Origin of the sequence: Pseudomonas sp. RIT778 (assembly GCF_019718735.1) — a bacterium.
GTDB classification, from domain to species: Bacteria; Pseudomonadota; Gammaproteobacteria; order Pseudomonadales; family Pseudomonadaceae; genus Aquipseudomonas; species Aquipseudomonas aphyarum.
In genome coordinates this window covers 69,056-92,363 of the sequence record NZ_JAIHBA010000017.1, presented here as the reverse complement: position 1 = coordinate 92,363, position 23,308 = coordinate 69,056, and the positions used below count along the sequence as shown (strand labels likewise).

General features: G+C 61.1%; 20 protein-coding genes. All 20 read right to left on the bottom strand.

Features of this window, described 5'->3' with window-relative positions; genetic code table 11:
* Positions 1-19: 19 nt before the first annotated feature.
* On the bottom strand, positions 20-1,021 hold the full coding sequence (locus K5E37_RS13170) for a serine/threonine-protein kinase (protein WP_221534032.1): 1,002 nt from the start codon (positions 1,019-1,021) through the stop codon (positions 20-22).
* Positions 1,018-1,746, bottom strand: a complete 729-nt coding sequence (locus K5E37_RS13165; RefSeq protein ID WP_011336583.1) for a PP2C family serine/threonine-protein phosphatase — start codon at positions 1,744-1,746, stop codon at positions 1,018-1,020. The genes K5E37_RS13170 and K5E37_RS13165 overlap by 4 nt, the downstream gene beginning before the upstream one ends.
* Entirely contained in the window at positions 1,746-5,285 is a 3,540-nt protein-coding gene (gene tssM, locus K5E37_RS13160) for a type VI secretion system membrane subunit TssM (protein ID WP_221534030.1), read from the bottom strand. Before tssM ends, K5E37_RS13165 begins: the two co-directional genes overlap by 1 nt.
* 13 nt (positions 5,286-5,298) lie before the next feature.
* Positions 5,299-6,174 carry a type IVB secretion system protein IcmH/DotU gene (gene icmH / locus K5E37_RS13155; RefSeq protein ID WP_007954389.1) on the bottom strand — a complete coding sequence of 292 codons (876 nt, stop codon included), beginning with the start codon at positions 6,172-6,174 and terminating at the stop codon, positions 5,299-5,301.
* A 5-nt stretch (positions 6,175-6,179) separates the two neighbouring features.
* Positions 6,180-7,511 (bottom strand): type VI secretion system baseplate subunit TssK, encoded by a 1,332-nt coding sequence (gene tssK, locus K5E37_RS13150; protein ID WP_085606163.1) that lies wholly within the window; start codon positions 7,509-7,511, stop codon positions 6,180-6,182.
* A 2-nt stretch (positions 7,512-7,513) separates the two neighbouring features.
* Entirely contained in the window at positions 7,514-8,014 is a 501-nt protein-coding gene (gene tssJ, locus K5E37_RS13145) for a type VI secretion system lipoprotein TssJ (protein WP_011336587.1), read from the bottom strand.
* 5 nt (positions 8,015-8,019) lie between these two features.
* Positions 8,020-9,213 carry a type VI secretion system-associated FHA domain protein TagH gene (tagH, locus tag K5E37_RS13140; protein ID WP_221534028.1) on the bottom strand — a complete coding sequence of 398 codons (1,194 nt, stop codon included), beginning with the start codon at positions 9,211-9,213 and terminating at the stop codon, positions 8,020-8,022.
* 18 nt (positions 9,214-9,231) lie between these two features.
* Complete coding sequence (locus tag K5E37_RS13135; RefSeq protein ID WP_003229566.1) at positions 9,232-9,372, bottom strand: hypothetical protein; 141 nt, start codon at positions 9,370-9,372, stop codon at positions 9,232-9,234.
* A gap of 93 nt (positions 9,373-9,465) precedes the next feature.
* Positions 9,466-10,992 (bottom strand): sigma-54-dependent Fis family transcriptional regulator, encoded by a 1,527-nt coding sequence (locus tag K5E37_RS13130; RefSeq protein ID WP_221534026.1) that lies wholly within the window; start codon positions 10,990-10,992, stop codon positions 9,466-9,468.
* 10 nt (positions 10,993-11,002) lie between these two features.
* On the bottom strand, positions 11,003-13,660 hold the full coding sequence (gene tssH / locus K5E37_RS13125; protein WP_007954382.1) for a type VI secretion system ATPase TssH: 2,658 nt from the start codon (positions 13,658-13,660) through the stop codon (positions 11,003-11,005).
* A gap of 11 nt (positions 13,661-13,671) precedes the next feature.
* A complete protein-coding gene (tssG, locus tag K5E37_RS13120; protein ID WP_007954381.1) occupies positions 13,672-14,679 on the bottom strand; it encodes a type VI secretion system baseplate subunit TssG in 1,008 nt (335 codons plus the stop codon).
* Positions 14,643-16,430 carry a type VI secretion system baseplate subunit TssF gene (tssF, locus tag K5E37_RS13115; RefSeq protein ID WP_085685957.1) on the bottom strand — a complete coding sequence of 596 codons (1,788 nt, stop codon included), beginning with the start codon at positions 16,428-16,430 and terminating at the stop codon, positions 14,643-14,645. The genes tssG and tssF overlap by 37 nt, the downstream gene beginning before the upstream one ends.
* Positions 16,431-16,499: 69 nt before the next feature.
* Entirely contained in the window at positions 16,500-16,922 is a 423-nt protein-coding gene (locus K5E37_RS13110; protein ID WP_085606169.1) for a hypothetical protein, read from the bottom strand.
* Positions 16,923-17,276: 354 nt separating this feature from the next.
* Positions 17,277-17,654 carry a hypothetical protein gene (locus tag K5E37_RS13105; RefSeq protein WP_256579547.1) on the bottom strand — a complete coding sequence of 126 codons (378 nt, stop codon included), beginning with the start codon at positions 17,652-17,654 and terminating at the stop codon, positions 17,277-17,279.
* 20 nt (positions 17,655-17,674) lie between these two features.
* The gene (locus K5E37_RS13100) at positions 17,675-18,646 is read right to left on the bottom strand and encodes a DUF6402 family protein (RefSeq protein WP_221534024.1); all 972 of its coding nucleotides are present in this window, start codon (positions 18,644-18,646) and stop codon (positions 17,675-17,677) included.
* A gap of 10 nt (positions 18,647-18,656) precedes the next feature.
* Positions 18,657-19,181, bottom strand: coding sequence for a PAAR domain-containing protein (locus K5E37_RS13095; protein WP_221534022.1), 525 nt, complete (start codon positions 19,179-19,181; stop codon positions 18,657-18,659).
* A gap of 11 nt (positions 19,182-19,192) precedes the next feature.
* A complete protein-coding gene (tssE, locus tag K5E37_RS13090; protein WP_007954373.1) occupies positions 19,193-19,600 on the bottom strand; it encodes a type VI secretion system baseplate subunit TssE in 408 nt (135 codons plus the stop codon).
* 9 nt (positions 19,601-19,609) lie between these two features.
* Complete coding sequence (gene tssC, locus K5E37_RS13085) at positions 19,610-21,085, bottom strand: type VI secretion system contractile sheath large subunit (protein WP_007954371.1); 1,476 nt, start codon at positions 21,083-21,085, stop codon at positions 19,610-19,612.
* A 28-nt stretch (positions 21,086-21,113) separates the two neighbouring features.
* Positions 21,114-21,617, bottom strand: a complete 504-nt coding sequence (tssB, locus tag K5E37_RS13080) for a type VI secretion system contractile sheath small subunit (protein WP_003229587.1) — start codon at positions 21,615-21,617, stop codon at positions 21,114-21,116.
* A gap of 32 nt (positions 21,618-21,649) precedes the next feature.
* A complete protein-coding gene (gene tssA / locus K5E37_RS13075; RefSeq protein WP_007954369.1) occupies positions 21,650-23,212 on the bottom strand; it encodes a type VI secretion system protein TssA in 1,563 nt (520 codons plus the stop codon).
* Positions 23,213-23,308 lie beyond the last annotated feature (96 nt).

Genomic DNA, 23,308 nt, shown 5'->3' with positions numbered 1-23,308 from the left:
CCTGTTCGAATGTCATCCGTTACGCCCGCAGTCGCAAACGCTGCAACCAGGACGAAGTGGCGCCCAAGGCGTCACGCAATTGGTCGGCAGAGATAGTGCGCTCTGCCGCGTCAAAGGCCAGCGCGGTGCGCAGCGCGGGCCAGCAGTGTGTTGGCAGATTTGCCGGGGCTTGCAGTTCGCGATCCAGGTGTTCGTCACGGGCCTGGGTCGAGGGCAAGCGGCGGAACGGGTGTTTGCCGCCCGCCAGTTCATAGATCACGCAGGCCACGCCGTACACGTCCGCACTGGCCGACAGCGGTTGGCCCTCAAGCAGTTCGGGGGCGGCGTAGCCCGGGGTCCAGGCGTTGAAACGCTCACGGCTCAGGTGCGGCAGGCCGGGCAGGATGCCCTCCTCGGCTTGCCCGAGACCGAAGTCAAAGAGGCGCACGCCGTCTTCGCTGAGCATGACGTTGCTCGGCTTCATGTCACCGTGCAGCACGCCGCGACGGTGGGCGTAGGCCAGCGCGTCGAGCAGCGGCAGCGCGATGTCGCGCAGTTCTTTCCACGGCAGGCCCAGCGGCCGTTCGCAGAGCAGTTTGTCCAGGGTCAGGCCACGCATGAGCTCCATGGTGATGAAGGCCCGCTGGCAATCGGTGTCCACTTCGAACGTGTGCGGTCGCAGCACGTTGTCGTGGCGCAGGCGTCGGGTCAGGGCGAACTCGCTGTAGAGCAAGGCACTGGCGTCCGGCGACTCGGCAAATTCTTCGCTGAGGATTTTCAGCGCAATGTAAGGATCGGGATCGCCGAACTGTTCGTGCAGCAGATCCCGGGCCCGGTAAACCGCACCCATGCCACCGGCCCCGAGCAGACGCTCAAGGTGGTAACGGCCTGCCAGAACATCCGGCAGTTCGCCGACGCTGGCCTTGGTCGGCGCCAGCGCGGGTTCGGCGTTATGTTGCTTGGCGAAGGCGAAGTAAGTCAGGTTGTTGGCCTGCTCTTCGCTCATCAGCAAGTCATCGACTGAGGATTCGATTTCAGTCATTGGCGGATCACCACGGCCGTCAGGTTGTCGCGAGCGGCGCCACGCAGGGCGCCGTCGAACAGACGTTCCAGCGCCACATGCGGCGCCGCCAGGCTGAGGGCGTTACCGAGGGCATCGCTGCTCAGGCCTTGATACAAACCATCGCTGCACAGCAGGAACACATCGCCCGGATACACCTCGAGTTCCAGCACATCCAGGGTCAGTTGTTCCGCCGCGCCCACCGCCCGGGTCAAGGCCTGGGCTGCCGGGTGCGCCGCTGCCTGTTCGACGCTCATCTGCTGCTCGTCGATCAGTTGCTGCTGCAGCGAATGATCCTTCGACAGCTGATACAACCGCTGCCCGCGCCACATATAGCAACGGCTGTCGCCGGCCCAGATGCAGGCCGCGCGATTACCGTCCACCAGCAACGCCACGACGGTGCTGCCCATGATGCTGTCGTGACGCCCGGCGGTGACGGTCAACTCCTGCCCCAGGCGCCGGTTCAGCCAGTGCAGGCACTGGCGGATGGCTTTGAGGCGTTCGTCGAAGTCCTCGTGTTGCGGCAGTTCAGCCAGGCTGGCGACGATCAACTGGCTGGCGATATCGCCACCCTGATGACCGCCCATGCCGTCCGCGACCACCCACAGCCCATGCTGCGGGGTGTCGAGGAAGGCATCTTCGTTGCGCGACCGCACCTTGCCCGGGTCGGTTCGCGCCGCGCTGCGCCAGGGACTGGCCACCAGCATCAGAGCTGCACCGGCATACGGAAGGTGCGCATCACGCCCATGTCGAATGGGTTCGGCGTGCGCTGGCTGGTCAGCAGGTAGTTGGCGCGCAGGCCACCCACATCGGCTTTCAGCACCAGCACGTCGCGACCGGTCAGGTACTCGGTCTGCATCAGGTCGAACAGACGGAACAGCGACCACGGGCCGGAGTTCTTCTCGATACCGATCGGGCGCCCGGCCATCTTGTCCATGACCAGGCTGGTGCGACCGTCTTCAGCATCGGTCGGCCACTTGAAGCTCATGGGCAGTATCGGACCGTGGCGGTACTCCATGGTCTTGTCGCCGAACTTGAACTCGGAACGGCTGACCGCCGGATCGAGGGTGTACGGCTCCAGCTTGAACTGCACGGTCGGCTCGGCCGGGTTGATCGAGAAGAAGCTCTGGCGAATGTTCAGTGCCGCCGCCATCTGGTCGAGGAAGACCTTGGACACCGGCAGGCTGCGACCGTCGATGCTGCGCATCCGGTAGTTGCCCGGATCACCGCTGACGAACGGACGCATGTAGTTGTCGAAGAAGCGGTCGATGGTGCCTTGAGCCCGGAAGAACTCGCGGAAATCGCTGATCGCCACGTCGCTGGTGCTCGACGCGCTGAACGGATAGCGCTTGCTGATGGTTTTGCCATACACGCTGTACAGCTCGTTCTGATAACGGCCGTTCAGGTATTGGTAGGCATCGTTGAGCACCAGGCGCCACGAGTCTTCGGCCAGCACGTTGAACCACACGCTCAGCGGACGCGGCAGGCGACCGGACGCATTGCGCAGGTTGGTCAGCGCATCACGCTGGCCGCTCATGCGGGTCTTGGCCAGTTCGAACGCGGCCTGCTCCGGCGTGCTGGAACGGGCAAGGCCCGCCAGTTGCAGTTGCAGGTCGTTGAGCGCGGTGAAGGCCGGGGTCAGGTCAGCGGCCGGGCCGTTGTTGTCGTCGAGCAGTTTATGCAGCGGTTCGAAGCGACGCTGCAGGGACTTCTTGGCGGTGTCCGGCAGGTTCTTCGCCACGTTCATGGCCGAAGCCTTGTCCGCGACAGCGGAAGCGAGTTTGCCGACCTTGCCCAGTTTGCCCTTCTGCCCCGCCAAAGCATCGGCGGCGTCACCGGCTTCATCCACCGGCTCGGGAGCCGCCGGGAAGCGGGTGTTCTCACGCACTTCGGTCAGCAACGCCAGCACCGGCGAGTTGGCCGAGGTCAGGCCCGCCAGTTGCTCGGCGCCTTCACCGGCATCACTGATCGGCGGCAATGCCACCTGGCCAACGGCCTCGCTCCAGTAATTGGCGTAGTCGCGGAAGTACAGTTGCTCCAGCTCGACCATCAGGCGACGCAAGTCCATGTCGCTGATGCCGGCGCCTTCGCCCAGCACCCAGTTGTCACGCAGGATGTCGGTGACCAGCGACGCGCCTTGTACCGAGAAATACTGCTGATAACCGGTCTGGGTGTAGAAGCCCGGGATCACGTACTCGGTGCCGATGAACAGCGAGCCCTGCGGGCCGAGGTGTTGGCTGAAACGATAGTCCGGCAGGTTGCGCGCCTGCTCGCGGAGCATGCGATAAACCACGTTTGCCAGCGATTCACTGCGCAGAACCTGACGCGCCTGAGTCACCAGTTGCTCGTTGAGCGGATAGATAAACGGCAGCTTCAGCAGACGCTCCAGATGCGCATTCAAACCGTTCTGCACCGCGGTGTTGCCGGTGTAGCGCTGCGACCAGTCGGTAGCGACCCAATCCTTGAGCCATGCCGCGTCACGACGATCCTTCATGTTCAGCATCAGGTACGCGCGCAGGCTGTTGATCAGCTTTTCGCGGTCCTTCATGTTGGCGCGGATCTGGCCTTCGAGCATGGTTGCAACGCGCGGCAGCAGCTGCTTTTCAAGCTCGCGCTCGTAAGCCTCCTTGACCACCGGATTGACGTCCTGGCCTTGATACAGACCGACGCGTTCGTGATACGCAGCGTCGCTTTTCTTCGGGAACACCTGAGTCGCGGCGTAGCTGGTGTCGAGGGTTTTCAGCGTGCCCATGGCGTCATCACGCGGCGACAGTGCAGTGCGCTGCTGAGTCCAGTTCTGCGCCAGATTGCGCAGGTTTTCCAGACGCTCCCAGTTGGCCGAGAAACCACCGGCCCAGAGCATGCCGAATAACGCCAGCGCGCCCAGTGCACCAACGTACAACGCACGCTGGCCCCAATGGATGCGGCTGCGCTCGCGCTTGTCCAGACCGGCGAGGTCGGACTCCGGGAAAATCACCCGGCTGAGCAAATGGTGGATGAAACGCGAACGACCGCTGCGCAGTGTCGGCAACACGCCGGCGCTCATGCCCAGACTCGCGCCGATGCCGGCGGTGGTCGAATCCATTTCGTGGGTCAGGTGCGGGGCGCTGGTCAGGTAGAAACCACGCAATAGCGTCGCACGCTGGTAGCGGTTGCCGGTGAACGCCATGTCGACGAACAGGCACAGGCGCTCGCCGATCTGGCCCATCTGGTGCGGGAAGTCGAGGATGCGGCCACGGCGCTGGGTATCGCGCTCGGAGTGCATACGCATGATCACCTGGCTGTTGAGGCGACGCAGCAGCTCTTCGAACTCGCCGCGCAGCACAGCCACGTCGGTGCCAAGCTGATCCTTGCGGAAACTGGTACCCAGCACCTGATCGCTTTCTTCGCGGGTCAGTTGGTCGAAGAACTCGTCGAAGCCCAGCAGCTTGTCTGCCTTGCTCAGCACCAGATACACCGGCACGTCGACGTGCAGCTTCTGATAGACGTCTTGCAGACGCGCGCGCACCTGGCGAGCCAGCGTGTCGATGTCCTGCTCGCTGCCACTGGTCAGGGTTTCCACCGGAATGGTCACCAGCACGCCGTTCAGCGGACGACCACGACGACGCTTGCGCAGCAGTTCCAGCAGAGTGGTCCAGGCGCTGCCGTCGACTTCCGAATCCGGTTGGGTCAGGTAGCGGCCGGCGGTGTCGATCAGCACACCGTGGTCGGCGAAGTACCAGTCGCAATGACGGGTGCCGTGGGTGTCGCGGGTCAGCTTGCGGTCGATCTTGTTGATCGGGAATTCCAGCCCGGAGAAGTCCAGCAGACTGGTCTTGCCGCTGGCCTGCGGGCCGATCAGCAAGTACCACGGCAGGTCACTGCGCCAGCGCTCGCTGCGCCCGCGATACAGGCTCGAAGTCTTGAGGGTTTTCAGGGCGTCCTTGAAACGCTCCTTCAACTCTTTCTGCTCTTCTTCGATCAGTTCGTCACGACGGATACGGTCCTGGCCGTCTTCGGTTTCTTCGACGGCTTTCTTGCGGATCCCGGCGCGCCAGCTGACGAAGACCATGGTCAGGCCCCAGATCAGGAACAGCACGCTGATGGTCAACAGGCGCGAAGTCGCGCTTTCCCAGAACTTGTAGTCATCCACCGCCAACAGCGGGCCGACGAACCACACCAGCAGCGCCACGAACAGCACCAGCAGCAGGGTCCAGACCCAGGTCTGGCGCAGGAAGGCGCCGACTTTCTTGAAAAACTTTTTCATCACACGTCCCTGTTTACGGCTGCGACTGCGGCTGGACCGCGGCCGGATCAAGCGGCTGATAAGGTTGCAGAACGGTGTCGCGCTGCTCGCCCAAGACCCAGGCGAAGCCCGAATACATCATCACCAGGCAGACGAAGGTGAACAGCACCACCATCCACGCCGGCACGATGCGCACCAGGTTGCGGCGCTGATCGTTGAGGCCTTCCCATTGCGGCGACAATTCGCGCGGCACGTCGCCACGCAACTGACGGATCTGCCGGTACAGGGCGTCGCGGATGCCTTCGAGTTCCAGCATGCCGCGCGCCTGCACGCGGTACTTGCCCTCGAAACCGAGGGACAGGCACAGGTACATCAGCTCCAGCATCGGCAGGTGCTTGACCGGGTTTTTCGACAGCCGATCGAGCAGCTGGAAGAACTTCTCGCCACCGAAGGTTTCGTTGTGGAAGCTGCTGAGCAGGCTCATCTGTGACCACTCGCTTTCGTTGCCCCACGGCGTGGTCACGACAGCTTCGTCGACCACGGTGCAGAGCACGTAACGGGCGGCCATCACCTGGCTGCTTTCGGCGCCGTTGTGCAGGGCGCGCACTTCAAACAGCTTGAGCCCGGCGGTCAGGCGCTCGTTGAGCGCGTAGAGATCTTCGCGGGTTTCGCTGTGCTTGAGGCGCACCACTTCCGACAGCAGTTCGGACGACGCCGCCACCAGCGAATTGAGGCTGATGTTGAAGGCTTCCGCCGGGCGCAGGCGCGCGGCGTAGATCATCCGTTCTTCCAGTTGTTCGAAGCGCGGTGGCGCAGCGAAGTCGGTCAGCGGACTCGCCGCCGGGCCATGGCCCTGACGGTCGAGCAGGACGGTTTTGTCGTCCTGGTTGTGTTCCATGTCCTTGATCATGTCGGTCAGTTCCTGATGGCCCAGAATTTCAGTTCAAGCTCGGCGAATTCGCCGGACACGTGGAACGCGAAGCCGCCGGAGCGCTCGAGTTGTGCCAGGTCTTCGGAACTGAGTTCGAGGATGAAATAGGTTTTGTTCGAGTGGAACGCGATCTGCCGCGGGGCCACCGGCAACGGTTTGACCTTGATCCCCGGCAGGTGCAGGTTGACCAGTTGGCGGATGCGCTCCACCGGGCCGACCTTGAGGTGCGCAGGCAAGCGGTTGCGCAGTTCTTCGGAGTCGCAGTTGGCACTGGCTGCCAGCACGAACGACGCCGAGCCCAGCAGTTTGTGGTCGTGCAACGGCGACACGATGATCCCGTACTGACGCGCTTGCAGGATCAGTTCGATGGCGTGCTGTTCCAGTACCATCGACAGCACCTGACGGATCGACTCCATCAGTTTGCGAAAGCTCGCACCCTGGTCGGCGTGGGAGTAACGGCTGTCCAGACGCGGGCGTTTGCTGTCGCTGGAGAACGTCGCCAGATCGCCGAGCATGGTCAGCAGCGTGCGATACAACTCTTCCGGGTGAACCTGCTCCAGGCCCAGGTAGTGGCGCAGCAGCAGTTCGGTGCGGTTGATCAGTTGCAGCATCATGAAGTCGCCGATTTCCGCGCCACCGACCTTGCCGTTCGAACGAATGCGCTCGGCAATGGTGTCGCCCCGGTGACCGAGCATGCTGATCACTTCTTTCAGGCACGACAGCAGGTAGCTGGAGGCGTGGGCCTGAATGTAGGTCGGCACGAAATCCGGATCGAGGCTGATCACGCCGTCCGGCGTGGTGTCGAGCACGTCGCAGATCTTCAGCTTCACGTAAGCCTGGTCACTCTGCTGCTCGCCGAGCAACAGCTTGAAGTCCGGCCGACCGCAGCTGACCTGGCTGGCGGAATCGTCACCGGCGTTGGAGTCGGCGACTTCGGCGTCATACGCGGTGTAGCGCGCCAGCACGTCGGACTGCTCCGGGCGACGGGACTCGATGTGGTTACCGGTGACCAGTGGCAGCGCCAGGTAGATCGGCATGTTGCCGGTGTTCGGCGGCACGTCCAGCGCCAGCGGTTCGGTGTTGCCGCCGAGTTCGAACAGGCTGCCGTCCGGCAGGATCCCCGAGGCTTCACTGATCACCAGTTTGCCCATGTTGAGGAACTGCAAGTCGATCTCAAGGTTCAGAAAACCCCAGGTGTAACCGCCCAGCAACTGGGTGCGGGTCTTCATCTGGTGATCGTAGTAGCGGTCGTTGTGCTGGAAGTGCTGCGGACGCAGCAGCATGCCTTCCTGCCAGATGACTTTATGGGTATTCATGATCAGTCATCCGCCTTGGCGAGCACTTCGTTGGTCTTGCGGATACCGGCCTGATCCAGGGTCAGATCAGCTTCGGTGACTTCCAGCGGCGTGATCGGGAATGTGTGGCGCCACTTGGTTTCCGGCAGGTCGCGGTACGCGGCGAGGATGCCGATGAAGCGGCTGCCCTCCTCCACGCTGAGTTTCAGCTCCACGGTTTCACCCGGGCGCAGTTCGAGTTCTTCGCTGGCCACCAGATCCGGGTTGAGGGATTCCTTGGCGCGTTCGTAGAGACTGAAGAAATCAGCATTCTCGAAGGTCACCGGATGCTTGAGTTCGAACAGGCGCACCACGATCGGCGACGGACGACCGTTGAGGTCCGGGTTCAGCTGATCGCTGCCGGTCAGCTTCAGGTTGATCTTGGTCACTTTCGAATACGGCGACAGCGACGAGCAACCGGCGAGCAGCACCAACAGGGTGAGCGCGGTCAGCGTCTTGAAAAAAGCGGTCGAGCGGCGAGACATGCGCATTATCCTTGGTGGTCGGTGTGGAGGGTGGAGATCAGGCGGATCTGTTCTTCGTAGGCCTGGGCGAAGTCGCGGGCCAACAGGCGCTCGCTCCAGTCGTCGTCCTGACGCAGCGCATGGTGGTAACGGTTGAACGCTCTCCAGCGGCCGCCGGCGGTGGCCAGCAACGGCTTGTTGTCACGCTCGAAACGCAGGGTCAGTTGCTCCGGCGAGAAGTGCTCCAGAGTGCCGCGCACCGCCGCGCGGCTGGCGGTCAGCAGCGCCACCTGATGCGCCTGCAAGTCGCGGAACGCACGGGAGATCGCCTGTTCGGCCGGCAAGTGGCCCGGCTTGTTCGGCTGTAACAGGATGTCCAGTGCTTCGCTCGGGTCGACGGCGAATTTCAGCGGATTCTTGTTGGTGCCTTGCACGGTGGTCTGGGCCAGACGCAGTTCGTTTTTCAGCTCGGAACGGGTGCGCAGGCTCTGTTGCAGACCGCCGATGCTCTGGCGCAGCAGACGTGCAGCGTTCAGCGCGAGGGCTTCACGCTCGTCGTGGCTGAGGTTCTTCACGTTCACGCCGAGGGCCGCGCCGAATTTGTCCCAGAAGGTTTCGCTCTGACGCTCGACCTCTTTCGGTGCCGGTGCAGGTTCTGGCTTGGGCTCGACGATCAGCTCCGGCACCATCAGGCTTTCCATGTCGATGCGCGCGTAGTCGGCGCGCTGACGGGAGTCTTCAGGATCGGTAACCGGCGCGAGCATTTCCTCGAATTCCGAGTACACGCGCTCTTGCTGCTCCAGCGACTTCAGCGGGTCGAGGTCGAGGAACGCGTCGTCCGGAATGATGGTGCCGGCGGCGCGTGGCAGGCCGACTTCACCGTCGAACGTCGCCGGGTCGCGCACCAGGCGCGCGCGAATCTCGAAGTCGCCCAGCACGTAGGTGCTGCCGTGCTCGATGCGCACCGGTTCGCCCTTGTGCAGGCGCGCGCCGCTGTCGCCGTCCTGAACACCGTTGCTGCTGGTGTCGGTCAGGAAAAACGTGCCCTCGCGATAGCTGACAATCGCGTGGTGATTGGACAAGTGACGCTTGCGGTCCGGGATGATCCAGTCGCAGTCCTCGCCCCGCCCGATCACGCCACCGGCCTGTTTGAAGGTCCGCTGGCACAGCTCGGTGGGCACGAACTGCTTGGTGTTCAGCATTTCGAAAACCAATTCCATGTTTGATGCTCCTTGCGGTCACTTGCCGCGATTGACCGCCTGCGGATCACCCAACGGGCGGTAATCGTTATCGTTGAATTTGTAATTGCCGCTGCAGCCGCCGAGGCCGCATAGAACGACGAGGGTCAGCAGGACAGCGTGCCAGTGACGAACAGACATCAGAGGGTCTCCAGGTGTAGACAAAGCACAAAGCGCCGACCCTCACGGGCGGCGCTGAAATAGGTTTTCGAGGTGAATCCGACGGACTTTCGCCTACCCATCGAAATCACCCAGATTGATGTTCAAGCGGCCGAGCCGGTACAGCAGCGTGCGTCGCGGCAAGCCCAGTTCCCGGGCGGCGAGCGTCTGGTTGCCGTCGTTCTTGCGCAGGCAATCGAGCAGCAGATTGCGTTCGACCGCTTCCAGTCGTTCGCGCAGATTGAGGCCGCAGTGGTCTTCCGGCGCCGGCGCCGATTCCAGGCGCAGTGAGAAATGCTCGGCCAGCAACTCGCCGCCCTCGCACAACAGCACCGCCCGTTCGACCAGACCTTTGAGTTCACGCACGTTGCCGGGGAAGGTGTAACCGGACAGGTGTTCCAGCGCCGCGTCCGACCAGCGCACCGGATCGCGTTGCAGGAATGCGCAGGCCTTGTCGGCGAAGTGTTTGGCCAGGTCGAGGATGTCGCCTTCGCGTTGACGCAGGGCCGGCAATTCGATCGGGAATTGCGCGAGGCGGTAGTACAGGTCCTCACGGAATTTGCCTTCGCTGACCAGCACCGACAGGTCGCGGTGCGTCGCGGCGATGATGCGCACGTCGATCTTGTGGGTATCGTTGGAACCCAGCGGACGGATCTCGCCTTCCTGCAACACGCGCAGCAACTTGGCTTGCAGCGACAGCGGCATGTCGCCGATTTCATCGAGCAACAGAGTGCCGCCGTTGGCCGCGTCGAACAGCCCGGCGCGGTCACGATCGGCACCGGTGAAAGCACCTTTGCGGTAGCCGAACAGCTCGCTTTCCAGCAGGTTTTCCGGAAACGCCGCGCAGTTCTGCACGATGAACGCCTGTGACCGGCGCGGGCCGCAATCGTGGATCGCCCGCGCGACCACTTCCTTGCCGGTGCCGGTCTCGCCACGCAACAGCACGGTGTACGGGCTGTGCAGGACTTTGCTGATCAGCGAGTAGGTCTGGCGCATCGCCGCGCTCTTGCCGATCAGCCCGTAGCCGCTGGCACTCGGCAGACTGCGCACGACCGGTGCGGCCGCATCTACTGGCTGGCGCAGACGTTGCAGCAGATGCAGCTGACCAAGCACGAACGAGCCGAGCTGGCCGAGGGAATCGGCGAAGCCTTGCAGGTTGATGTGGCGACGGCTGGCGCACAGCAACAGGCCTTCGACAGCCTTCTGCTGATTGACCAGCGGCACGCACAACAGCGACTGCCACGGCGTGGACGACACCGGCAGAAAACTGGTTTCGTGCAGGCTGCCGCCCAGGTCATCGAAGCACACCACGCGGTTCTGGCACAGGGCGAACTGCAACAGTTGCTCGCCGTTGTAATCCGCCGGCAGGCTCGCCGCGCTGCGCGGTTGCAGCACGCCGTCGAGGCATTCGGCATTCATCCCCAGCGACGTGTGCGTGGCGTCCAGCAAGTACAGCTGCGTCAGTTCGCAACTGCTCAGCCCGGCCAGACCGCGCACGAAGTCACCCAGCAGCGCAGCACCGTCCGCCGCGCGCGACAGGCTGGCGAACTGCGCCAGCAAGGCTTCGGCATAGAGCAGTGGCTGCGGCACTTGAGTGAACATCACACTCACCTCAGGCGAACTCGCAGGTCACGCTGGCTTCACCGTCGAGCGTCGCATGCACGCGCTTGAGGCTTTCACCGGTGGCCATGGCGTCGAGCAGGCGGTCGGCTACCAGCGGCAGCACGTGCTGATCGAGCAAGTGGTCGATCAGACGTGCACCGCTTTCGCTCTGGGTGCAGCGCTCGGACAGGTGATCGACAAGGTTCTGGCACCAGCTGAAGTCCAGCTGGCGACGGTTCAGACGCTCGCCCAGACGACCGAGTTTGATCTCGATAAGCTCGCGCAGCACCGGGCCGCCGACCGGGTAGTACGGCACCACTTTCATCCGCGCCAGCAGCGCCGGTTTGAAGTGTTTGCTGAGCACCGGGCGAATGGTTTCTTCCAGTACTTCGGCGGTCGGACGCGCGCCGTCTTCGCAGAGGTCGCTGATCTTGTCGCTGCCCAGGTTCGAGGTCATCAGGATCAGCGTATTGCGGAAGTCGATCTCGCGCCCTTCGCCGTCGTTGGCCACGCCTTTGTCGAAGATTTGGTAGAACAGGTTGAGCACGTCCGGGTCGGCCTTCTCGACTTCATCGAGCAATACCACCGAATACGGCTTCTGGCGCACGGCTTCGGTGAGCATGCCGCCCTCGCCGTAACCGACGTAACCTGGCGGTGCACCGATCAGGCGGGAAACGGTGTGCTTCTCCTGGAACTCGGACATGTTGATGGTGGTGATGAAACGGTCGCCGCCGTACAGCAGGTCGGCGAGTGCCAATGCGGTTTCGGTCTTGCCGACGCCGCTCGGGCCGACCAGCAGGAACACGCCGACCGGTGCGTCAGGCTTGTTCAGGCCGGCAGCGGTGGCGCGCATCGAGCGATCCAGTGCGTGGACGGCTTGTTCCTGACCACGAATGCGGGTGCGCAGGTCGGTGGCGAAGCTCGCGACTTTGGCGTTGTGTTCGCGGGCCAGTTGCGCCAGCGGCACGCCGGTCCAGGCGCTGATCACTTCAGCCACCAGACGTGGGCAGACTTCGAAGCTGACCAGACGCTCTTTGACCTGAGCAGCGGTCAGGGCGCTGTGGGTTTCGTTGAGTTGCGCTTCCAGCGCTTCGACGCTGAGGGCTTCGTCGACGTCGGCGGCGTGGGTTTCGATCACGGTGCCTTCGGCGTCTTCCTCAACGGTGACCACCGGCTCGACCGCAGCGGCTTCACGGGCCTTGGCCAGTTGCTGACGCAGTTCCAGCAGGCGCTCGGCCAGTTGTTTCTGCTCGGTCCACAGGGTTTCCAGTGCGACCATTTCCGCTTCGGCTTCGTCCAGGCGCGCTTCCAGTGCGTCCAGCGCTTCGTGGTCGATCAGTAGACCGGCTTCGGCATCGCGGCGCAGGGCCTGACGCTGACGGCCACCTTCGGCCAGTTCGCCACGCAGGCGCTCCAGGCTTTCCGGGGCAGCGGCGAGGCTGATACGAACGCGGGCGCACGCGGTGTCGAGCACATCGACGGCCTTGTCCGGCAGTTGGCGGCCGGCCAGGTAACGGGCGGACAGCTCGGCTGCCGAAACCACCGCGTCATCGCGCAGGTAGATGCCGTGGCTCTTCTCGTAGACCTGCGCCAGACCACGCAGGATGGTCACCGCTTCGCTCACGGTCGGTTCGTGCAGTTGAACCGGCTGGAAACGACGGGCCAGCGCCGGATCTTTCTCGAAGTATTTCTTGTACTCGGCCCAGGTGGTCGCGGCGATGGTGCGCAACTCGCCGCGAGCCAGTGCCGGTTTCAGCAGGTTGGCCGCGTCGGAACCGCCGGCATTGCCGCCCGCGCCGATCAGTGTGTGGGCTTCATCGATGAACAGGATGATCGGCTTCGGCGAGGCTTTGACCTCGTCGATCACACCTTTCAGACGACGCTCGAATTCACCTTTGACGCTGGCGCCGGCCTGCAACAGGCCCATGTCCAGCGACAGCAGCTCGACGCCCTTGAGCACTTGCGGCACTTCACCGGCAGCGATGCGCGAGGCCAGGCCTTCGACGATGGCGGTTTTACCGACACCGGCTTCACCGACCACGATCGGGTTGTTCTTGCGACGACGGGCAAGGATGTCGACCATCTGGCGGATCGCGCCATCGCGGCACAGCACCGGGTCGAGTTTGCCGTCGCGGGCCTGTTGGGTCAGGTTGTGAGTGAAGCGCTCCAGCAGCGATTCGCCCTGGGCGGCCGGTTTGCCGTTGGCCGCTGCCTGAGGCTGTTGCGACAGGGCAAATTCTTTCAGGCGATCGATGTTCAGTTTGGCGAGCAACGGCTGGTAGCGGCTGCCGGCGTAGCGCATCGGGTTGCGCAGCAGCGCGAGGATCAGCGCCGCGTCTTCGACCGAGGTCTGGCCCAGTTCAAGGTTGGCCACCAGCAGCGCGTCTTGCAGCCACTGCACCAGTTCCGGGGCGAACACCGGGTTGCGCGAAGCGCTGTGCTCGACCCGAGATTGCAGGGCGGCGCTCAGTTCGCCGGCATCAACGTCGGCATCCTGCAGCGCGCGGGAGAGCAGACCGTTCGGGCGCTCCAGCAGACCAAGCAGCAAGTCTTCGACCAGAATCTTGCTGCCGCCACGGGCCACGCAGCGCTCGGCCGAACGCTCCAGATCGCGACGGGTTTCGGCGTCCAGCGCCTGGATGAGTTGTTGCAGGTCTACATTGATCATGGCTCACGTCCTTAATGAATTTTGCTGCCCAGGGTCACCACGCCGTCTGCTTTTTCGCAGCCCAGCCAACTGGTCCACCCCAGGCGACAGTCGTTCTTCTCGCCAATGCGCAGTTCGCGAATTTCTTCCGGACGCAGCACCAGGCGAATGTCGTAATCGAGCGGGTCACGCAAGGTGAACCGCACCAGCGCGCAGAGCGGCTGGTAACCGAAACCGATGGGCAGGAATTCGTGGAATCGCTCCCAGTCGAGTTCGGTGATGTGAATGCGGAACTTGCCGCTGCGGTCGCGCACGTGTTCGCCCAGCACCAGGTCTTCACCCAGCACGCTGTTGGCGAAGCCGAGGCGGTTGCGCTGTTCTTCGAGGATTTCCACGCGGCGCTCGATGCACTGCTCGATGACCAGGTCTTCGTGCTTGAAGTAGTAACGCAGCACCGCTTCGATCAGCGCCGCCGAGTGCGCCCGCAGGCTGAGCAGGCCGAGGTACGGCAGCAGGCGTTTCCAGTTCAGTTCCTTGGCCTTGCGGATCTCGTCGCCGCCGAGGCCGATCAGGGCGAACAGCTGTGACGAGAACGGGTCGACTGCGCCACTCTGGAAGCTCGCGCGATAGCGATACTTGCGCCAGATCGGCAGCATCAGCCGTTGCAGGCGATGGTGGAACAGGTCGAGGAAATTGCGCGTCGGGTTGCCGTCTTCGCTGTCGCCCAGGGCTTGCTCGCCATAGAACGCCGGCAGCGGCGAGCCCGAGCCGACCAGGCCGATCAGGTTGAAACGCAGGCGCGCGCGCATCTGCCCGTGCTCTTCGAAAAACTCGACACGATCGACATCGCTGCGCGGAAATCCGAGGCTCGGGTTGGCCTGAAATTCCAGCTGGTCGTACAGGTCGTCTTCGCTCAGGTACGGGTGCGCATCGCGCAGCCGGTCGATCACCAGCAGCACGGCCTGAAACAGCGAGTACTCGCGTATTACCTTCGTCAGCCCGCTTAAAGCAGGGGCTGCAGGCCCATACGTGGTGTCCATTGGTACACCTCTCCCTGTGTGCTTTTTACCCGCAGCTCGTGGAATGAATTGAGACTGGCGTAAAGCGCGAAAAACTCGTTGAGAACCGAGGCGAAGACGAACAGATCGCCTTCGCCGATATACCCTTCCGGGTCGATGGTCAGTTCGGTGCGCAAACCGCGTACCGGCAGACCACGGTGCAAGCGGTCCACGTGGTGATGCTTGATGTGCTTGAGGCCGCCCAGCAGCCGTTTGCTGACCTTCTCCGCGTGCTGGTCGTAGTAGCGCGGCAGGTCGTAGGTTTCGAGAATCACCTTCAGTGCATTGACGTCGGCCAGCGACAGATAGTTAAGCGACATGTTGCTGATCAGCTTCCACAGGAAGTCACGGTTCAGCGGCGGCGCGAAACTGGAAGTGGCCGGGGTGATGTTGCGGAAACTCAGGAACTCCGGGGTCTCTTCGCAGGCCATGCAGATCTGCCCGAGCTTGAGTTTGCGCGGCAGGTTCTGGTTGGTGCAGACCAGCTCGATCGACAGGGTTTCGTGGGCTTCGGTGTGGCGGATACCGAAGCTCAGGTAAGTGTCGAGGCCGTCGTGCAGCAGCGACGAACGCTGGCGGATGCTGTAATGCGGACGGCTGTTGGGTACGTCGAAACTCGGGTCGTGCTCGAAGGATTCGAACGGCACGTACTCCTGATAGCCGAGGCCGCCGGGCTTCCAGCCGGTCACGGTCTCCACCGAGAACACGCCGCAGTTTTCCAGATCGTATTCAGCCGGCAGCAGCAGGTACTCGTCCTGTTTGCCGTCGAGGCGGATCGGCAGTGCGTCGTGCTTGAACAGGTTGACGATCGGCGTGCAGAACAGCTTCACGTTATCCGTCGTCGGACGCATGCGCATGATGCCGCTCTTGCGGATGTCGAAGCGCAATTCCAGGCCGCGCATCTGCTTGAGGGTGTCTTCCGGCAGCGCCTTGAGGATGTCCAGACCGTGGACATCGACGAACAGGAATTTGTCCTGGAAGGCGAAGTATTCCTGCAGGTAGCGATAGCCGCGGAAGGTGTTCAGCGGATACGGGATCAACGCTTCTTCTTCGGCAAAGCCCACTGGCTTGACGCGGTCGCCCGGAATCTTGAACGCCATCGGCTTGCCGCTCACGCCATCGATAGGCTTGCCAGCGCCGTCGAGCGGGATCAGTTCGATGCCGTCGAGGTTGCGCAGCAGGCTCAGGTAGAGCATCTGGCTGATGTAGCGCTCGCCGGCAAAGTGCAGGCGCAGCTTGCTCAATTCCAGCTCGCCGAGGTGACCGTCGGCACTCATCTCCAGGCGCAGGCTGAGCAGCGAGCCGTCACCCTTCACCGAGTAGTTCAGCGCGGCCAGATCCAGCGCCATGACTTCGGTCGGGTAGCAGGTGCGGAATCGGCAACGCACGTCTTCGATCGGCACGCTCTCGATCGGCGTATCACGCTCGACCTTCAGCGCCGGCCCGGAACGCTTGAGCGGATCGAACTGCAGAATGCTGAACGCCGGCAGCGGGCGCATGTAGTTCGGCCACAGCAGCTGCATCAGGGAATGGCTGAGCTCCGGCAACTCATCATCGAGCTTCTGGCGCAGCCGTCCGGTCAGAAACGCAAAGCCTTCCAGCAACCGCTCCACATCCGGATCCCGCCCGGCCTGCCCCAGGAACGGCGCCAACGCCGGACTACGCTCGGCGAAACGGCGGCCCAGTTGGCGCAGTGCGGTGAGCTCGCTTTGGTAGTAGTGGTTAAAGGACACGGGTTACCTGCCTGGTAGTGGAACTCATGGAATAACTGTCCTGCGGATTACGCTCGATGCCTGACCTGATCATTGGATGGCACTCTCAGGCTGGTTCGGCTGGATGCGTCCAGCGATGTTTCTTGATACCCAGCGCAATTCGATGACTTGAGAAGCGAGGATTGCCAGCAAGGTGACGCAACCTTGAGCCACTCCATAAAACAAGGCTCTCAATGGGTTGTCGGGGAGCATCCAAAGCAGGATGAAGCCCACCATAAGGCTCAGAATCACCAGTTTGGCAACGAGGCTTGGAATCAGCGCAGCAATAAAATTGACACCGAGAAAAATGTAAAACATCGCGTAGCTGGCAATACCGATGGCGACCCCACGGGTGGTGAACCCACCGTTCAGATGCTTGTAGGCATGTACTACTGCATTATTCAAAAACACGTAGGCCACACATCCGAAGGCATGGACAAACAGGCACATGGCGATACGGTAGTAGTTGCTCATGCTGGTCTCAGATTTCCGTACCACGATCCAAGGCCATGGATAGCTACAACAGCAGCCAAAACCGAGAGCGTTAGTGCGCGGTGAAGACGTGAATTTCGAGTCGCCCGATGTGAGGCAGTCAGGAGCAATAACAAGCTCAACAAGGCCAGGCAGCCAAACAGATCACTGTCAGCGACGAGCACCAGATAACTCTGAAAATCCATTACATCCATGGTCACCGCTCTCACTCTCTTCAGCCTTGCTGGTGCGTAAACCCTTCGCCATCAAACCCGGCAATCTCGGCAGCGCTCAAAAAACGCCTTCTGGCGCCATATCAAACACTTGCCTATCACCTACAACTTCTTTTGTTTATTTTTAGCTGTCCACTGACGGGGAACACTCCAAAATATTCCAACCTTCATAGCCAGTCGAAGTTGGATAAATCGCGTGACCATTAACCCACTGCGACCGTTCATCTGTTGTAAATTCGCTTTGCCACAGCAACCACTCAGACGACTTAAGCAACTCGCCCTTAACGTTATAGACTCTAAAAAACGCTTCACTCGTAAACAGCTTAACAAACTTTCCAGGCACACCAAAATCTGCATACTTGGGAACATATGAATTGATATAGCAAGTTTTTGATTCATTCCAGGTTGTGGAATAAACTTCCGCCGCAGCAGCAGCTCCCTGCTTGATGTAAAACCAAGCGCACAGAGGAACTCCCAACGCAATCAACACCAGCAATGGCATAAACGATATTTTTTTCATACTCACTTAGACCTAGAGCGGCTTTGGTACTCATCAAAATCGATAGGCCCGAGATGGATCATAAACGACACATCATAAAATTTAACCGTCGTATAAATCATCATATCTCCACCCTTTCCGTGTAACTGCCGATACTTATTAAAGTGCCCATTTGTCACTTTATAATAATCGACTCCACCTTTCTCAATCACCGCCGGCTCAGTAAAGTAGTCTATGGGGCCAGGTCGGATTACCCCCTCAGGTGACCAGTAACCCAACAACTGATCGTCTCCTGCATTGAGAAAATCGTAGGTATCTCGGACGTAAAGTCCAACCTGTTCAATCTCGATCGCTGGAAATCCATGATCGTTTTGGATTGTACGAAACCTGGTCGCTGCAACTTTTACAACAAAAGTCCCTAAAGCACCGTATACATCATCTAACGCATCCGTAGCCTTTTCCCAATCGGAGGCACCAAACCTAATCAAATTGAATTGCGATATATCCTCCAGCTCCATGGCGGTTTTATCACTAAAATCCAAATATGCGCCTTTCAACCTCTTGGATTTTACATCCAACAAACCGAGTCGCTGGAGACGCGTCATCAATACAATCAGTCCTTTCGAAAGTTCATCAAACGAACCCTTTACCCTACCGACACTTCCGTTAAACTCTGAGGTCACCGAGAGCCCAGCGATATACTCATCAACTTTCGGCTTTACACGATCAGACCCGCTAAACAACCATTCAAAAGGTATGTCCGTTATAAGCTTTTCCGCAGTCAGCGTACTCGCAGAAACATCACCCTGCTTAACAGATTTTGACAACTCATAAGGCGCACCCGCGAACCATTTTCGCATGACGCGAGCCGCTACCGTCCAGCCCAGCTTATCCATGACTTTTGGAATTGAAGACAGCTGAAATACCTTCGCTTGAACTTTTTGACCCTCTTTATTTTCAGCTGGGGTCAGGGGGGCATTAACCGGTGCGGGCATGGAGTTAACCTCAGCAAATAGCGATTGAGTCTTGAGGCTCTAATAGCAAAGTAATTCCTTCAGAAATTGAGGAACCAATCATCGAAGTTTTGCCTGCACTATCCGTAACACCTGTTATTTCTTTTCCTGAGTCAGTTCGGATGGTGTATCCGCGATTCGCGATTGGCTCACCCGTTTCTGGGTCCGTCACAACAAAATGTTCGGTAAAGGGCCACTGAATTTCCACCGGCAACGGCGGCACAAACGGCGCCGGCGAATGCGAATTGCCGATAATCACCGTCCCGGATCCAGCCGTTACTTTATTGCCATGAGATCCAACCGAACCGACCGTGGCGGCCGGCTTGCCGTTGATCAGAACCGTGGTCGCCAGATCGCCGACCATCGCACCACCACACGCGGAGGCATCGCCTTCGCGGGCGGCCGCGAGGCCGTCGAAGAACACGTCGCCAGAACCGGCGGCGATCGGGTTGGTGCCGTGGCCGGGGAGCGGGCAAGCGGTGGGGTCGGATACGCGTGCTGCAGGTTTGCCAGACATCGGGGTTCTCCTTAGTTGACCTTCACTTGACCGCTGCCATCCAGGCGCGCGGCGAAACTGACCTGACGCTTGAAACCCTCGACTTCCAGCAGGCCTTCGATGCTGAAGGCCAGGCGAAGCTGATCGTGGTCACGCGGCAGGGAAATGACACGCACGTTGCTCAGGCGCGGTTCGTAGGCTTCGATGAAGCTTTCGATGGCCAGGCGGGCCTGACTCAGGGAGTCGTGCAGACTCAGGCGCATGTCATTGAGATCGGGCAACCCGTAGTCGGACAGCGTTTGCACGCTGCCGGCCCGGGTGCTGAGCATTTTGGCCAGATGGGCAGCCACCGACGCCATGGCAGAAGCCTCGAGGCTCCTGCCCTTGCGTAGTTCCGCGTCGCCGTTGAGGCGTTCGAAAAGGCTGCCGTATCCGTCCATGAGTCGCTCTTACTCTTTGTCCAGCTTGCCAACCAGCGACAGGGTGAAATCGGCACCCATGTACTTGAAGTGCGGGCGCACGTTCAGGCTGACGCGGTACCAACCCGGCTCGCCTTCAACGTCGCTGACGATCACTTGCGCAGCGCGCAGCGGACGACGGCCACGTACTTCGGCGCTCGGGTTTTCCTGGTCGGCCACGTACTGGCGGATCCACTTGTTCAGTTCCAGCTCGAGGTCGGTACGCTCTTTCCACGAACCGAGTTGCTCGCGCTGCAGCACTTTCAGGTAGTGAGCCAGGCGGTTGACGATCATCATGTACGGCAGTTGGGTGCCGAGCTTGTAGTTCAGCTCTGCAGCCTTGCCTTCTGCGCTGATGCCGAAGAACTTCGGCTTCTGCACCGAGCTTGCGGAGAAGAACGCTGCGTTGTCGGAGCCTTTACGCATGGTCAGGGAGATGAAGCCTTCCTCGGCCAGTTCGTATTCACGACGGTCGGAAACCAGAACCTCGGTAGGAATCTTGGTTTCGATTTCGCCCATGCTTTCGAAGTGGTGCAGAGGCAGGTCTTCAACCGCGCCGCCGCTCTGCGGGCCGATGATGTTCGGGCACCAGCGGAATTTGGCGAAGCTGTCGGTCAGCTTGGTGCCGAACGCGTAGGCGGTGTTGCCCCACAGGTAGTGCTCGTGGCTGTTGGCAACGTTTTCCTTGTACACGAACGATTTGACCGGGTTTTCTTCCGGGTCGTACGGGTTACGCAGCAGGAAACGCGGAACGGTCAGGCCAACGTAGCGGGAGTCTTCCGAGGTACGGAAGCTCTGCCATTTGGTGAATTGCGGGCCTTCGAAGTGATCTTTCAGATCCTTCAGGTCCGGCAGACCGGTGAAGCTTTCCAGGCCGAAGAATTTCGGGCCGGCAGCGGCGATGAACGGCGCGTGGGACATGCAGGCTACGCTGGACACGTACTGCATCAGTTTCACGTCCGGCGAGCTTGGGGACAGGTAGTAGTTGGCGATGATCGCGCCAACCGGCTGACCACCGAACTGGCCGTATTCAGCGGTGTAGATGTGCTTGTACAGGCCCGACTGCATTACTTCCGGCGAATCTTCGAAGTCGTCCAGCAGGTCGTCCTTGGAGACGTTGAGGATTTCGATCTTGATGTTTTCGCGGAAGTTGGTGCGGTCGACCAGCAGTTGCAGGCCACGCCACGACGATTCCAGCGCCTGGAAGTCCGGGTGGTGCAGGATTTCGTCCATCTGGCGGCTGAGCTTGGCATCGATCTCGGCGATCATGCGGTCAACCATGGCTTTCTTGACCGGCTCACCGTTGTTCTGCGGCTTGAGCAGCTCTTCGATGAACGCCGACACACCGCGCTTGGCGATGTCGTAGGCTTCGTCGTCCGGCGTCAGGCGGGTTTCGGCGATGATGCTGTCGAGGATGCTGTACTCGCCGTTTTCTGCGGCGTTCTGTTGTGCTGCGCTAGTGCTCATTGTGTTGGCTTCCTTGGCTGCTGGAGTCTCAAGCGTCCGGGGCTGCGGCGTTCAGGCCCAGCTCACCGAGTACGCGACCGCGGGATTCGTCGTCGGCGAGCACGCCTTCGATGGCTTTACGGAACGCAGGTGCGTTACCCAGCGGGCCTTTGAGGGCCACCAGCGCGTCGCGCAGTTCCATCAGTTTTTTCAGCTCAGGCACTTGCTCGACCAGGCTGGCCGGGTTGAAGTCCTTCATGGAGTTGACGCGCAGTTGCACAGCCAGCTCGTCGGCCTCGCCATCTTCCTGCAGACGGTTCGGCACGCTCAGCGTCAGACCCAGCTCTTGCTTGGCCAGCACTTCGTCGAAGGTCATCTTGTCGATGCTGATCGGCTTGCGATCCTCGATCTTGCGATCGTCCTTGCGGTGGGTGTAGTCACCGATTGCCAGCAGCTTCAGCGGCAGTTCAATCTCTTCCTGAGCACCGCCGGTGGCGGGTTTGAAGGTGACGTTGATGCGTTCCTTGGGGGCTACCGAGCCTTCTTTGGCCATGGCTTTTCTCCTTGCGGTTGTGGCCCTGGGGCCTATTCGAGTACCACTTCGAGATCGAGGTGGCACAGCCTGCGATAAATCTCTTCCTTGCGTTCACGTACGGCATGGTTCTGCGGTAACAACTCGCAGCAACTGTGCAGCAGGTGCAGCACTTCCAATGCAAGATCGGGCTCCCAGGCGTGCAGGCCTGAGTCCTGTAATGTCTGATCGAGGGTTTCGAGCTGGTTCTTGGCGAGTTCGTATTTCTTGGCCAGGAAGCACAGCCGCGCGAGGGCGAACTGCCAGAAGAAGCGCTCGCGCCCGCCGTGCGCCGATTGCAGGCCCTGCTTGAGGATCTGCACCGCCGGTTTGAGGCCTTCCTTGCGCAGGATCGGCTGGACTTCTTCCAAGGCCTTTTCCCAGGCTGGCTGGGTTTCGACGTTCTCGGTCTCGACCTTGCGCGGCGCGCTGGCGCTTTGCAGGTGCGGCATGACGTTGCCGGCGATCCACGCCCGGGTGGACGGATCGGCGAACGGCGCACCGTCATGGAAACGCAGCTCGATGATGCCGGGCAGGCGCTGAATCAAAAGCGCGAAGTGGATTTCCACTTCGCGCATGGCCAGCTCGGCGTTGAGGTTCTGGAGACATTCCCAGACCATCCTCTGGCCATCGAACCAGAACGGCGCCTTCGCCAGGCTCGCCTCCAGTTCCACCAGCAGGTCGGCGTATTTGCCCTGATCGAAACGGTCCTGATACTGCTTGAGCTTGTCGACCGGCAACCCGCGCAGCACGGTGATCTGCTCGGCGTTGCGTTCGGGCACCGCATCGATCGTCATCCACAGCAAGGTGCGGTTGAGGCGCAGCGCGCGCAGGTCGGTGGCTTTCTGCTTGAGCCACCAGGCGCACAACGGGCGGGCGCTTTCCTGCTGCGCGCGCAGGGCCTTGTGGGCCTCTTTCTCGTTGTCGATCGGCGCGCCGGGCGCCAGCAACTGGCTGGCGGCCTGCTTGACCTGCGCCACCGCCGCGCCCACCACGCCGGGTGCCGGCTGGTTATCGGCGGCGCGCTGGATCATGGTTTTCAGGCGGCGGGAGAGCGGCAACAGCAGCGGCGCATCATCGCCCAGATGCTCGGTGCAGGCGGCGTCGAGACCGGACAGGTGCTCGGACAGTTGCCGGAACATCGGCAGCTGTTCCTTGATCGCGATGTTCTCGGTGATCACCTGCTCAAGACGCGGCACCAGCCAGCCAATGGCGGCGGCCCGGGTGCGGGGTTTGAGCGGGTGAACCTCGGCCCAGTTGTTTTCCGACAAGTGGTGCAGCAAACCGAGGCCGGCCAGCAGGCCGGGGAAGGATTCACGCTGGTACAGCGACCAGGTCAGCCAGGCGCCGACACGCAAATCCTTGGATTGGGTACGCAGGAGGTTTTCGCTGTTTTCGCGAATTTTCAGCCAGTCGATCTGCCCGCTTTCGTGCATCGAAGAGGCTTTGGCCAGCTCGCTTTCCAGGGCCTCGAATTCGCTCGAGAAACGAACGTCTTCGCCCGCAAAATTCTCTTTGGAAACAGAGACTTTAGCGAGTTCGAGGTAATGGGCGGAAAGTTTGCTTGAGTAGGACATCCATGGCCTTTGTTTGGATTACGGTCGTGCGCCTATTGGAGTTGCAGCGGCGCGGGGACAGTATCGAAGAGCAGTGAGAAGACTCATCCAATTGAG